This window comes from Burkholderia seminalis DSM 23518 (genome assembly GCF_902832885.1).
GTDB lineage: Bacteria > Pseudomonadota > Gammaproteobacteria > Burkholderiales > Burkholderiaceae > Burkholderia > Burkholderia seminalis.
In genome coordinates this window covers 91597-103820 of the sequence record NZ_CADFDK010000015.1, presented here as the reverse complement: position 1 = coordinate 103820, position 12224 = coordinate 91597, and the positions used below count along the sequence as shown (strand labels likewise).

Genomic DNA, 12224 nt, shown 5'->3' with positions numbered 1-12224 from the left:
TGTCGCTGGGTGCGGCAGTCGCGCTCATTGTATTGATTGTCGGGTACTCATATATGTCGAATGACTGGCAGGTCGTTTCCAACACTTTCATGAAGAACAGCAAGCCCTATGGCGGGGGCGACTTCGCGATATCGGGAAACGAGGCGATCACGCTGAAGATCAGCGATCCTGAAATCACCTTCAAGCCATACGCCGAATGGAAGGACAAGGAAAAGGCCGAGCCGACCGAAGCCTGGATGAACGACAGCCGTGAAACGCTGAACCGGACGTCGGTCGAATTCTGGCGGGGCCCGGTAAACGGTGACATGACGCGCCATTTCAACCAGGCAGGCCAGAACGCCGCCTGGTGGCACGCGAAGGATTGGACGGTCGAATTCATCAGCACCGGCTGGATGGACTACAAGTCCCCTCAGCCTGCCGACGGCCTGACGCCGCAAGTGACCAAGCTCTGGAAGTCATCCAACGGCGGACGCGACTGGGTGCAGCTCGCGTGGCCAGAAGACCGGAACATCGGTCGCCTGTTGTTTCTCGATCCGCAGCGCGGCTATGCGATCGGCTGGGGCCCGCACGTGTGGCGCACGTCCGACGGCGGTCAATCGTGGCGGGAAGTCGAACTGCCGCCGGGCGCCGCGGAGGCCGGCAAACCTCGCCGCACATTTGACGGCATCGACCTCGGCCCGGACGGTACCTTGCGCGTGGCATACCACGTCGAGAAATCCGCGCACGCTTTCGCCGGAAGCGTCGTCTATCGGCTCGGTTGGGAGCAATCCGCGTTCGCCCTGGATGCCGTTTTGCCTGAACAGGTGATCGTCAACCTGTCCTCGTCACCGGTCGCGTCGAATCGCTATGCGCTCTACGCCCTGTCGCGCCTCGGTGAACCGCTCAATTCCGGCAATCCCGCCGACAAAGGACAACGCGTCGGTGCCATTTCCACCTGGACGAACAGTGCACCCGAGCAGGTTCAGCAGTTGCATACGTTTGACGACAAGCTGACGCTCGATAGCCTGAGCGTCGGCCGGGACGGATTGCTGCTCGTCTACGCAACCGACTCCAGCCGCAACGGCACACCGCTCGATCTCACGTTCGTCAGCAGCGACGCGGGAAAGACCTGGAGCTCGAGCACGGAGAAACCGACTCAGGGAGGATATTTCAACGCCCAAACGAACACGCTGTATTCGCTGGTCGCCTATACGCTCAAGAAGCGGCAGTTCTGACCGTCCCGATGCGGTTACCGCGGGGCCCCCGTCGCGATTCGGGCGTCGGCTCCGCGGCCGGCTGGGGCCCCGCATATGGCGGGCTTCGGACGGCGGAAACACGTGGCAAGCGATCGATCCGCCGGCCGACGCGCACGTCGGCAGCGGAACGCGTCAGAATTTCAATGCAATCAGCCTCGGCCCGGACGGTGCTCTGCGGATCGCCTGCCCTGTCGCACAGACTGCCGAAGCACCGGCTCACAGCTCGGTCGACCGGCTCGACTGGGGGCAGCACGCATTCGTGACGGATACCGTGATGCCAGGCCAGGTCATCACAGCGCCCGGCACCACGCCGAAGGGATCACGTCATTCAGTGTACGCGCTGTCGCATCTCGACGAGCCGCAAAACGGCAAGGGGCACGACAATGGCCACCGGACGGGCGCCATTTCCACGTGGACGACCGACCATCCCAAGGTCGTGCAGCAACTGCGCACGTTCGACGAGAAGCTCACGCTCGCCAGTATGAGCATCGGTCGCAACGGCCTCCTGCTCGTCCACGCAACCGATCCGAACTCCGGAAGCGGCGGTACCGGCGGCGGCGCACCGATCGACCTGACGTTCAGCAGCACCGACGCCGGCAAGACTTGGAATAAAACGACCGACAAGTCCGCACAGGGCGGCTACTTCGACGCACAGACCAATACGCTGTACTGGCTGCACGGATTCACGCTGAAGAAGCGGACCTTCTGAGCGCGTGCTGGGGGCGTTGCCGGCCGGTCTGCGCCGATACGGCGAGCCGGCCCGCTACGGCTCGCCCGAGATGCTGCGCACACGAACCGCGAGCGCTCGGCACCCCTACCGCGTATATCGACTTTCGATAGCCACGCACAACCGGTGCAGCCGCCGACGCACGACGTGCACTGCCCGCGCTTCACTGGCCGCGTGACGGCTCGAACACGAACGGTTGGGTCAGCAGGAACGGATTCGCGGTCGCGCCCGTCTGCACGCAGGTCGCGTGCGTCATCGCGTCGACGGCCGCGCGATCGGCCGCCGCGTTGCGGCTGCTCGTCGTCACGGTGACGTTCTGCGCTTCGCCGGACGTCGTCATCAGCGCGCGCACGAGCACGGTCGCTGGGCGGGTGAGCGGCTTCGCGGTATCCGGATAGACGGCGCGCGGGATGTGACAGGTCAGCTTGCTCTCCTGCGACGACGACAGCATCGCGCAACCGGACAACAGCATTGCGACGGCGGGCAGGATCAGGTAGGTCGAGCGAATAGCCATGGTCGAATATCGTTCTGGGTATTGTTCCGTTCCGGACGAACGCGCCATCCCGCGCAAGCGTGCCCCGGGCCGCATCACGTGCGTCACACTGCGCCGCGGCCAGCGGACCGGCGCCCCGTTACGGCCGCGCGGCCGACGATGCTCGGCCGCGATCCTGTCCGGCGGCGCTCCCGGATGACCGGGATGCTGCCTGTCTTCCCGCCGGCCAACCCCGACGGCCGCGGGCACGCGAGCGCTTCCGCGCATTGTGCACGCGCCGCCCGGTCAACGGCGGCAATTTGACAATGGTTGACGCGAATCGGCGCGCATGCAGCCGGAATCCACACGATTCGCGACGTAATCGACATGCGGCGGGCTTCGCCCCGTTCGTCCCGTTTCCCCGGGCCGCCCCGCCCGATGCCCGCCGCCGCTGCATCACACTGCGGCACGCGCCGGCGTGCGCGGCGCACCTCAATCCGAATCGTCGTCGTCCGAATCGTCGGCCGCATCGGCCGGCACTTCCCCGTACTTCGCGACGACGGCCGCCTTGAACGTCTTCAGCGCCGGCTGCTGGTCGCAAAGCTTGTACAACAGCGCCAGTTGCTGCGGCCAGTCCTTCAGTTCCTTCGCGAACACGTGCAGGCGTGCGACGGTATCGAGCGCGTCGGCTTCGCGGCCCGCCAGCGCCTGCAGCGCCGCGTAGCGACGCAGCACCGTCTCGCCGGGCAGCAGCGCGATCGCGCGCTCGTGCGCCGCGAGCTTGGCCGGCAGGTCATCCGCCGAAATCGGCAGCAGCGTGGCCGCACCGTACTCGCCCCACGCGCCGAACAGCCGCGACGGCGCCTCGCGGTACTGCGCGGCCGGATCGCTGCCGTAATAGAGCACTTCCGCGCGCTGGTAGTCGCGCAGCACGGGTACCGCCGCCAGCACGCCGCCGAACGACAGCACCGCGAACAGCCCGAACGCGGCGCGGCCCGGCAGGATACGCAACGGCTTCACGTCGAGCAGCCCGATCACGAACATCGCCGGCAGCAGGAAGAACATGTACTGTTGCGGATACTCGACCAGCGCGTGCATCAGCAGGATGCCGATCAGCGCGAAGCCGAATACGCGCATGCTCGACTGCGGCGCGCGCACCGCCCGCACGAACCACGCCACGAGCGTGACGACGAGGATGCCGAGGCCAACGAGGCCGGACTTCGCGAGCAGGTCGATGAAGATGTCGTGCGAGTTGTTCGCGATCTCCACGCCGCCGAGCGTGCGCACGAGCGCGAACTGATGCGACGGGAATTCGCCCCAGCCGACGCCGAGCAGCGGATGCTCGCGGAACATCGCAAGCCCGTACTTCCACAGCGCGAGGCGCGGCGCGATCTGCCCCGCGTCGCGCATGCGGTCGGCCGCCGATTCCGCGAGATTCAGGTGATAGTGCACGTTCGCCCAGCGCACCGCGACGTTCACCGCGATGAACGCGACCGCGAGCACGACCGGGATCAGCCACGCTCGCGCATTGCCCGGCGCACGGCGCGATTCGAGCCACGCCATCCAGAAGCCCGCGACGACCATCACCGCGACCTGCAGCCACGGCCCGCGCGACACCGTCAGCGCGAGGCCGACCGACAGCACCAGCGACAGCGCGAGCCATGCCCACACCGCGAGCCGGCGCGTCTGCACGAGGTACAGCGCACCCGCGAGCGCGAACGCGATGTAGCTGGCCAGGTGGTTCGCCTGCGCCATGTTGCCGTACGGACGGCGGTCGACCGCGATGTTGTACATCACGACGAACGGCGAAACGGACGATTCGAGGTGAAACAGCTGCACGATCTGGGTGCCGACCGCGAACACGCCGCCGACGATCAACGCGCCGGCCATCATCCGCGACACCGCTTCGGCCATCCCGTCGCGCGCGAGCGCATACCCGGCCTGCATCGCGACCAGCGCGGCCGCGAGGTAGCCGACCGCCAGCCAGTTCATCGACGGCACCTTGAGCGGGATCAGCGCGGTCTGCGCGATCAGCACGGCGGCAAACCCGAGCGGCACGACGAACGCGGCCGGCGCGGCAAACGGCTCGGCCGGCCGGTCGGTGCGCGTGAGCAGCACGACGGACAGCCCCACCAGCAGATACAGCACCAGCGCGGAAAACTCGGAATAGAAGGTCGGGATCGGATACGTGTGATTCGTGATCGCGTACGGCACGATCAGGGCGACAGCCAGCGCAACGAGCGACAACGAACGGGAAAAAGTAGAAGGCATGAGCGAACCGGATGTCAGCAACCGGCGCACTATACAAAACTTTCCCCCCTCTGTGCGGGGCCGTCGCGCCGCAGCCGGGCGCGAAACGACGCCCCCGGCCGGCCGAAGCGGCGGCCCGCACGCCGTACGCGCCGCCGACCGCCGCCTCCGGCGCTATGCGCGGCACTCCGCGGGCGCGAATTTCGCGGGCAGCGTCGCGGTGGCGCTCGGCAACGGCCCGGCCCCCGGCGCCGGCAGCGACGACGCGTCCTTGCCGGCGGCGAAGCACTCCCACGCAATCGCACCGGCCTGCATCGCACCCTTTTTAAGCGCCACGCGCGCGGTGGGCGCATCGGCCTTGTCGGGTACGGACGGCACGAGCACCAGCGTATTCGCGCCGGCCGCGGCGACGCGGGGGGTAAACGCGACGGTGATCTGGCCGGTGTTGCCGTCGATGGCCACCGATTCGACGTTGCGGGTCGCGGCCGGCGGGCCGTAGCCGCCATCGAGGCTCGCGCCGCTCGCCGCGTTGTCGGCCACCGCGAGCCGAGCGGACGACGCAAGCGCAAGCCCCTCGCCGACCCGGGAACGCGCGAGGTAATCCTGATACGCGGGAATCGCATAGGCCGCGACGACGCCGACGATCGCCAGCACGATCATCAATTCGATCAGCGTGAAGCCGGCCGGCCGCCAGCGCGGCGCGGGCCGGTTCGCGCGCCGCAGATCGGCGGCCACGCGACGGAACAGGGAAACGGAAAAGGCTTCGAACATGGCAGGCTCCGGAAACGAAAAACGCCTGCCGATCAAGGCAGGCGTTTCGATCGTAGCCAGCGGGCCGTGAAGCCGGCAGTCGGCCGGACGGCCAGTCAGCGCGCGTGCGGCGCGCCGTGGCGCTTCCTGAGTGCGTAGCCGATCGCCACGACGAACAGCGCGCCCGCGATGCTCGCGCCGTAGAGCACCGGCTGTGTATCCAGCACCGCCCAGCGGTCGCCGACCGGGTCGTTGACGATCAACCCGCCCGCGATCCAGCCGAGCAGCCCGGCGCCGAACGCCACGACGATCGGGAAACGGTCGAGCAGCTTCAGCACCAGCGTGCTGCCCCACACGATGATCGGCACGCTGACGACGAGCCCGAAGATCACCAGCGCGATCCGGTGCGACGGATCGGCCTGCTCGGCCGCGCCGGCGATCGCGATCACGTTGTCGAGGCTCATCACCGCATCGGCGATCACGATCGTCTTCACGGCGTCCCACAGCCGGCTGGCCGGCTTGATGTCGTCGTGCGCGTCGGCGGCCGGCGCCATCAGCTTGATGCCGATCCACAGCAGCAACAGCCCGCCGCCGAGCTTCAGGAACGGCACGTCGAGCAGCGCGACCGCGAAGGTGATCAGCGCGACGCGCAGCAGGATCGCGCCGGCGGTACCCCAGACGACGCCGCGCAACCGCTGGTTGGCCGGCAAGTTGCGGCAGGCGAGCGCGATCACGACCGCGTTGTCGCCGCCGAGGAGGATGTCGATGACGATGATCTGGAGAATGGCGCCCCAGTGCAGCGATGTCAGGAATTCGAGCATGGCGGTGAGGACAGGACAGCGGCCGCGTCGCAGGCGGCCCGGTTCATCGCCGGCACATGCGCGACGCATGCCCGGTGCTTACGAATTCATTGCGCGAGCATAACAAAAAACGCCGGCAAAGCCGGCGTTTTCTGCAGGACGAACCCCGGGGAAATATTACAGCGCCTTCTTCAGCAGACGGCCCATTTCCGACGGGTTGCGCGTGACGGTGATGCCACACGCTTCCATGATTTCCAGCTTCGCTTCGGCCGTATCCGCACCGCCCGAGATCAGCGCGCCGGCGTGGCCCATGCGCTTGCCCGGAGGCGCCGTGACGCCCGCGATGAAGCCGACCACCGGCTTCTTCATGTTGTCCTTGATCCACTCCGCCGCATTGGCTTCGTCCGGACCGCCGATTTCGCCGATCATCACGACCGCATCCGTGTCCGGATCGTCGTTGAACATCTTCATCACGTCGATGTGCTTCAGACCGTTGATCGGGTCGCCGCCGATACCGACCGCCGACGACTGGCCGAGGCCCAGTGCCGTCAGCTGCGCGACCGCTTCATACGTCAGCGTGCCCGAACGCGACACGACGCCGATGCGGCCCTTGCGGTGGATGTGGCCCGGCATGATGCCGATCTTCAGCTCGTCCGGCGTGATCGTGCCCGGGCAGTTCGGCCCAAGCAGCAGCGTCTTGCGGCCTTCGCGACGCATGCGGTCCTTCACTTCGATCATGTCGCGCACGGGGATGCCTTCCGTGATGCAGATCGCGAGATCCAGGTCGGCTTCGACCGCTTCCCAGATCGCAGCCGCCGCGCCTGCCGGCGGAACGTAGATGACCGACACGGTCGCGCCGGTTTCCGCCTTCGCTTCCTTGACGCTCGCGTAGATCGGAATGCCTTCGAAGTCTTCGCCGGCCTTCTTCGGGTTCACGCCCGCGACGAATGCTTCGCGGCCGTTTGCGTATTCACGGCAGGCGCGCGTATGGAACTGACCGGTTTTGCCGGTAATGCCCTGCGTGATGACCTTCGTGTCCTTGTTGATCAGAATCGACATGTATTTTGACCTCTGTTCGATGGGCGTCGCGTGCAAACCGCGCCGCCCTACGTGTTCATTAGCGCGTGCTTACTTGCCTGCGGCAGCCGCGACGACCTTCTGCGCAGCCTCTTCCATGCTGTCGGCCGAGATGATCGGCAGGCCCGAATCGGCCAGCATCTTCTTGCCGAGGTCTTCGTTCGTGCCCTTCATGCGCACGACGAGCGGCACGTTCAGGTTCACGGCCTTCGAACCGGCGATCACGCCTTCCGCGATCACGTCGCAGCGCATGATGCCGCCGAAGATGTTCACGAGGATCGCCTTCAGGTCCGGGTTCTTCAGCATCAGCTTGAACGCTTCCGTGACCTTCTCGGTCGTCGCGCCACCGCCGACGTCCAGGAAGTTCGCCGGCTCGCCGCCGAACAGCTTGATGGTGTCCATCGTGGCCATCGCGAGGCCTGCGCCGTTCACGAGGCAGCCGATGTTGCCGTCGAGCGAGATGTACGCGAGGTCGAACTTCGACGCTTCGATTTCAGCCGGATCTTCTTCGTCCAGATCGCGGTAAGCGACGATTTCCGGGTGGCGGAACAGCGCGTTCGAGTCGAAGTTGAACTTCGCGTCGAGTGCGGTGACCTTGCCGTCGCCGGAGACGTTCAGCGGGTTGATTTCAGCCAGCGATGCGTCGGTTTCCCAGAAGGCCTTGTACAGGCCTTGCAGGATCGCGCGCGCTTGCGGGATCGAAGCAGCCGGCACGCCGATCTTCGCGGCGAGGTCGTCGGCCTGGGCGTCGAGCAGGCCCGTCGACGGCTCGACGATGACCTTGTGGATCAGTTCCGGGTGCTTCTCGGCAACTTCCTCGATGTCCATGCCGCCTTCACTCGAACCCATCAGCACGATCTTTTGCGAGATGCGGTCGACGACGAGGCTGACATACAGTTCCTGCTTGATGTCGGCGCCTTCTTCGATCATCAGACGGTTGACCTTCTGGCCTTCCGGACCGGTCTGGTGCGTGACGAGCTGCATGCCGAGGATCTGGTTCGCGTATTCGCGCACCTGCTCGATCGACTTCGCCACCTTCACGCCGCCGCCCTTGCCGCGGCCACCCGCGTGGATCTGAGCCTTCACGACCCATACCGGGCCGCCGAGCTCTTCCGCCACCTTGACGGCTTCGTCAACCGAGAACGCCGGCTTGCCGCGCGGTACCGCGACTCCGAATTTCCGCAGGATTTCCTTACCCTGGTACTCGTGAATCTTCATGCGTGATTCCCTTCAGTCTGAGAGTTGGATGAAAAGTCGCTTAAGACGCTTCTTCGAATGATTTCCGTTCATTCCTTCGTGCTGCCGTCACCGGGCATATCCGGCCGAATCGGGCCGTACCAGCGCGGGTAGTACTGCCGCACGACCTCGCCGTCGAACCGCAGCGCACGGCAGCGGCCGAGCTGGAACGGCGGTTCGGCGGGCGCGCCGTCGTGATCCGGCCCTTCGCCGCCCTCCTCGCGCACGTTCCACACGTCACCGGCGAACGCCTGGATCGCCGCCGTCGGCAGCACGGCGCACAGTTCGGTGAGATGGGAGCAGCCTGCGACGCCGGCGAGCAGCCGGTTCGCGTTGCGGCGGAAATTGCGGAAGAGATTGAGCCCGATGAGGGCCCGGTAGGCAGGCGGGGCGGATTGACAGTGACCGGGATACGGCACCCATTCCGAAGACGCTTCGGCGTCGACGACATTGAGTTCACGATCGATAGTCACGCGCAGCCAGAGTTCGTGGATCGGCAGGCCTTGGGGCCGGATGCCCGACGCAAGCGCGACATCGCGCGGCTTGTGGTCGGTCAGGCAGGCTTCGATGTCCCACAAGCCGTCGCCGCGCTCGTAAGCTTCCGCTCGGATTGCGCGTCGATGTCGCAACTGACGGGGCACGGGCTCGGATAGCGGCATGCTGGAGGTTGAGGCCGAAGAGGAAAACCCATGGATTTTAGCATATTGGGTATTTGAGACAGTTTGACGCGACGGCGGGTATTCCCGCCTGTCCGGAGGCGGTTGCATTGCAGCAAAATCGCGCGCCACGCGCGCGACCGGCCGGTCAGTCGTCGATCGGGAAATCGTCGCCGACCTTCAGCAACTTCACGATGGTCGCGCTCGAGAAGCCGCGCGCGGCAAGAAAGCGGGCCTGCTTCGCACGCTCGGCCGGCGTTTGCGGCAGTGCACCGAATTTCTTGCGCCAGACGGCCTGCGCACGGGCCCATTCGGTCTCGCGCAACTGCGCGTTCACTTCCTCGACGAGCGTGTCGCCAACTGCGTGACGCTTCAGCTCGCTGACGATGCGCGCGACGCCGACGCGCGATGCGCGGCGATGCACGAGGCTCTCGGCGAAGCGCGCATCGGACAACCAGCCGTCCTTTTCCAGCGCATCGAGCACCGGCTCGACGGATTCTTCTTCGCCGACGTAAGGCGCGAGCTTGCGCGCGAGTTCCACGCGACTGTATTCACGCCTCGACAAATAGCCAAGCGCACGGCCCTTCAATGAACGTGGCGGTTTCGACGACTTGCGTTCGGCGGTGCCCGGCGTGTCGCCGGATGAAGTACCGGAAGACGCACCGGACGCACGGCGCGTGCGGCGCGGATGCTGGCTGCTGCGGGTATAGACGTCTTCCCGTGCCGGCGCCGACGCATCGGCTGCGCGATCGCCCGGGAAGCGGACACCGGACACGCGACGGCGTGACCGGTCGTGCGCGTCGAACGATTCGTCGTCGTCGAACGGATCGTCGGGCGCGGCAATCTCAAACGAAACGAGGGCATCGCCGGATGCCCTCGTCGCGGTGCGGTTCGCGGCATCGCTGCCCGCGGCCCGCCGGTCGGCGCCCGAGGATCCGGCTCGCCGGCCGGAGCGACCCGCCGCTTCGGGCGCGTCGCTCTCCGCCGGCTCGCCAGCCTGACCTCGGCGCGCAACCATCACTCTTCTTCGTCCACCGCCTCGGCTTCGTTGCCGACTACGCCATCGGGCATGCTGGCGACACCGAGCGATTCACGGATGCGGTTCTCGATCTCGCGTGCGATTTCCGGATTTTCACGCAGGAATTCACGCGCGTTGTCCTTGCCCTGGCCGATCTTCTCGCCGTTGTAGCTGTACCAGGCGCCCGCCTTGTCGACGATCTTCGCCTGCACGCCGAGATCGATGATCTCGCCCTGGCGCGAAATGCCTTCGCCATACAGGATGTCGAAAATCGCTTCGCGGAACGGCGGCGACACCTTGTTCTTGACGACCTTCACGCGGGTTTCGTTGCCGATCACCTCGTCGTTCTTCTTGATCGAGCCGATCCGGCGGATATCGAGACGCACCGACGCATAGAACTTCAGCGCGTTGCCGCCCGTCGTGGTTTCCGGGTTGCCGAACATCACGCCGATCTTCATCCGGATCTGGTTGATGAAGATCACGAGGCAGTTCGTGCGCTTGATCGTGCCGGTCAGCTTGCGCAGCGCCTGCGACATCAGGCGGGCCTGCAGACCCGGCAGCGAATCGCCCATCTCGCCTTCGATTTCGGCCTTCGGCACGAGCGCCGCGACCGAGTCGATGACGATCATGTCGATCGAGCCCGAGCGCACCAGCGCGTCGGTGATTTCGAGCGCCTGCTCGCCGGTGTCCGGCTGCGAGATCAGCAGTTCCGGCACGTTCACGCCGAGCTTCGACGCGTATTGGACGTCGAGCGCGTGCTCGGCGTCGATGAACGCCGCGGTGCCGCCCAGCTTCTGCAGTTCGGCGATGACCTGCAGCGTGAGCGTGGTTTTACCCGACGATTCCGGACCGTAGATCTCGACCACCCGGCCGCGCGGCAGGCCGCCGACGCCCAGCGCGATGTCGAGACCCAGCGAGCCCGTGGAGACGACCTGGATGTCCTCGGCCGCTTCGCCGTCGCCCATCCGCATGATCGACCCCTTGCCGAACTGCTTCTCGATCTGCGCGAGTGCGGCCGCCAGCGCCTTGCTCTTCTCGGCGGTCATCCCGGAGCCCTTCTTGCTATCTTCCATGAATCGTCCTTTGCTATGATGAGCAGCGTCTGTTAAAGGCGCGCCCGCTTCCAAGCGCCGCCCACGAATGCAGACACTGTATAAAAAAACAGTAGTTTATGCAAGCCCGCAATGCGGGGCGTTGTACACGAATAACTCCGGAGACAGCCGCGTCGGCGCGAACGCCTCGCCGGCCATCGGTCAGCAACATGCGAATCCTCATCGCCGAAGATGACAGCATACTCGCGGACGGCCTCACCCGGTCACTCCGCCAATCGGGCTATGCGGTCGATCACGTGAAGAGCGGCGTCGATGCCGACACCGCGCTGTCGATGCAGACTTTCGACCTGCTGATCCTCGATCTCGGACTCCCGAAAATGTCCGGGCTCGAAGTGCTCAAGCGCCTGCGCGCGCGCAACTCCAACCTCCCCGTGCTGATCCTGACGGCCGCCGACAGCGTCGACGAACGCGTGAAGGGGCTCGACCTCGGCGCCGACGACTACATGGCCAAGCCGTTCGCGCTCAACGAGCTCGAGGCGCGCGTGCGCGCGCTGACCCGGCGCGGCGCGGGCGGCGGCCCGACCGTCGTGCGCCACGGCTCGCTCGCGTTCGACCAGGTCGGCCGCATCGCGTACGCGAACGATCACGTGCTCGATCTCTCCGCGCGCGAACTCGGCCTGCTCGAAGTGCTGCTGCAGCGGATCGGCCGGCTCGTGTCGAAGGAGCAGCTGGTCGATCACCTGTGCGAATGGGGCGAGGAAGTCAGCAACAACGCGATCGAAGTCTACGTGCACCGGCTGCGCAAGAAGATCGAACCGAGCGGCGTGCGGATCTCGACCGTGCGCGGCCTCGGCTATTGCCTCGAGAAGGCCGCGCCCGCCGCGCCGGCCGATACGGCAGCGCCCCAGCCCGCGACGGCCGGCACGCCGCTGCGCTGACGGCGGGCGGCGC

At 66.2% G+C, this 12224-nt stretch carries 12 protein-coding genes; 3 read left to right on the top strand and 9 right to left on the bottom strand.

The annotated features are described in order from the left end of the window. Window positions 1–53 precede the first annotated feature (53 nt). Both HWX00_RS31230 and HWX00_RS31225 read left to right on the top strand, forming a co-directional pair. Entirely contained in the window at window positions 54–1214 is a 1161-nt protein-coding gene (locus HWX00_RS31230) for a WD40/YVTN/BNR-like repeat-containing protein (protein WP_034189109.1), read from the top strand. Window positions 1215–1509: 295 nt separating this feature from the next. After that, window positions 1510–1944 (top strand): hypothetical protein, encoded by a 435-nt coding sequence (locus tag HWX00_RS31225; RefSeq protein WP_226194303.1) that lies wholly within the window; start codon window positions 1510–1512, stop codon window positions 1942–1944. 181 nt (window positions 1945–2125) lie between these two features. On the opposite strand, the gene HWX00_RS31220 is transcribed toward HWX00_RS31225, so the two are convergent. The 9 genes from HWX00_RS31220 to recA all read right to left on the bottom strand — a co-directional run bounded on the left by HWX00_RS31220 (window position 2126) and on the right by recA (window position 11294). Further along, a complete protein-coding gene (locus tag HWX00_RS31220; protein ID WP_034189070.1) occupies window positions 2126–2476 on the bottom strand; it encodes a TonB family protein in 351 nt (116 codons plus the stop codon). A gap of 450 nt (window positions 2477–2926) precedes the next feature. Beyond that, the gene (locus tag HWX00_RS31215) at window positions 2927–4705 is read right to left on the bottom strand and encodes a PglL family O-oligosaccharyltransferase (RefSeq protein ID WP_175027342.1); all 1779 of its coding nucleotides are present in this window, start codon (window positions 4703–4705) and stop codon (window positions 2927–2929) included. A gap of 153 nt (window positions 4706–4858) precedes the next feature. After that, entirely contained in the window at window positions 4859–5455 is a 597-nt protein-coding gene (locus HWX00_RS31210) for a pilin (RefSeq protein WP_034189068.1), read from the bottom strand. Window positions 5456–5550: 95 nt separating this feature from the next. Next, window positions 5551–6255 (bottom strand): TerC family protein, encoded by a 705-nt coding sequence (locus tag HWX00_RS31205; protein ID WP_034189067.1) that lies wholly within the window; start codon window positions 6253–6255, stop codon window positions 5551–5553. Between the two features lie 156 nt (window positions 6256–6411). Further along, a complete protein-coding gene (sucD, locus tag HWX00_RS31200; protein WP_006477916.1) occupies window positions 6412–7293 on the bottom strand; it encodes a succinate--CoA ligase subunit alpha in 882 nt (293 codons plus the stop codon). A gap of 69 nt (window positions 7294–7362) precedes the next feature. Beyond that, complete coding sequence (gene sucC, locus HWX00_RS31195; RefSeq protein ID WP_006477915.1) at window positions 7363–8529, bottom strand: ADP-forming succinate--CoA ligase subunit beta; 1167 nt, start codon at window positions 8527–8529, stop codon at window positions 7363–7365. Window positions 8530–8597: 68 nt separating this feature from the next. Next, the gene (locus HWX00_RS31190; RefSeq protein WP_034189066.1) at window positions 8598–9206 is read right to left on the bottom strand and encodes a DUF2889 domain-containing protein; all 609 of its coding nucleotides are present in this window, start codon (window positions 9204–9206) and stop codon (window positions 8598–8600) included. Window positions 9207–9351: 145 nt separating this feature from the next. Further along, a complete protein-coding gene (recX, locus tag HWX00_RS31185) occupies window positions 9352–10221 on the bottom strand; it encodes a recombination regulator RecX (RefSeq protein WP_175027341.1) in 870 nt (289 codons plus the stop codon). Beyond that, window positions 10221–11294, bottom strand: coding sequence for a recombinase RecA (gene recA, locus HWX00_RS31180; protein WP_034189064.1), 1074 nt, complete (start codon window positions 11292–11294; stop codon window positions 10221–10223). Before recA ends, recX begins: the two co-directional genes overlap by 1 nt. 188 nt (window positions 11295–11482) lie before the next feature. Here recA and HWX00_RS31175 point away from each other — a divergent pair, with 188 nt between their 5' ends. Then, window positions 11483–12211, top strand: a complete 729-nt coding sequence (locus tag HWX00_RS31175) for a response regulator transcription factor (protein ID WP_034189063.1) — start codon at window positions 11483–11485, stop codon at window positions 12209–12211. The last annotated feature ends 13 nt before the right edge of the window (window positions 12212–12224 follow it).

Excerpts from the sequence above, each read along its gene's own strand:
- HWX00_RS31230 (WP_034189109.1), top strand. The coding sequence starts at position 54 with ATGTCGAATGACTGGCAGGTCGTTTCCAACACTTTCATGAAGAACAGC.
- HWX00_RS31225 (WP_226194303.1), top strand. The coding sequence starts at position 1,510 with ATGCCAGGCCAGGTCATCACAGCGCCCGGCACCACGCCGAAGGGATCA.
- HWX00_RS31220 (WP_034189070.1), bottom strand. The coding sequence starts at position 2,476 with ATGGCTATTCGCTCGACCTACCTGATCCTGCCCGCCGTCGCAATGCTG.
- HWX00_RS31215 (WP_175027342.1), bottom strand. The coding sequence starts at position 4,705 with ATGCCTTCTACTTTTTCCCGTTCGTTGTCGCTCGTTGCGCTGGCTGTC.
- HWX00_RS31210 (WP_034189068.1), bottom strand. The coding sequence starts at position 5,455 with ATGTTCGAAGCCTTTTCCGTTTCCCTGTTCCGTCGCGTGGCCGCCGAT.
- HWX00_RS31205 (WP_034189067.1), bottom strand. The coding sequence starts at position 6,255 with ATGCTCGAATTCCTGACATCGCTGCACTGGGGCGCCATTCTCCAGATC.
- sucD (WP_006477916.1), bottom strand. The coding sequence starts at position 7,293 with ATGTCGATTCTGATCAACAAGGACACGAAGGTCATCACGCAGGGCATT.
- sucC (WP_006477915.1), bottom strand. The coding sequence starts at position 8,529 with ATGAAGATTCACGAGTACCAGGGTAAGGAAATCCTGCGGAAATTCGGA.
- HWX00_RS31190 (WP_034189066.1), bottom strand. The coding sequence starts at position 9,206 with ATGCCGCTATCCGAGCCCGTGCCCCGTCAGTTGCGACATCGACGCGCA.
- recX (WP_175027341.1), bottom strand. The coding sequence starts at position 10,221 with ATGGTTGCGCGCCGAGGTCAGGCTGGCGAGCCGGCGGAGAGCGACGCG.
- recA (WP_034189064.1), bottom strand. The coding sequence starts at position 11,294 with ATGGAAGATAGCAAGAAGGGCTCCGGGATGACCGCCGAGAAGAGCAAG.
- HWX00_RS31175 (WP_034189063.1), top strand. The coding sequence starts at position 11,483 with ATGCGAATCCTCATCGCCGAAGATGACAGCATACTCGCGGACGGCCTC.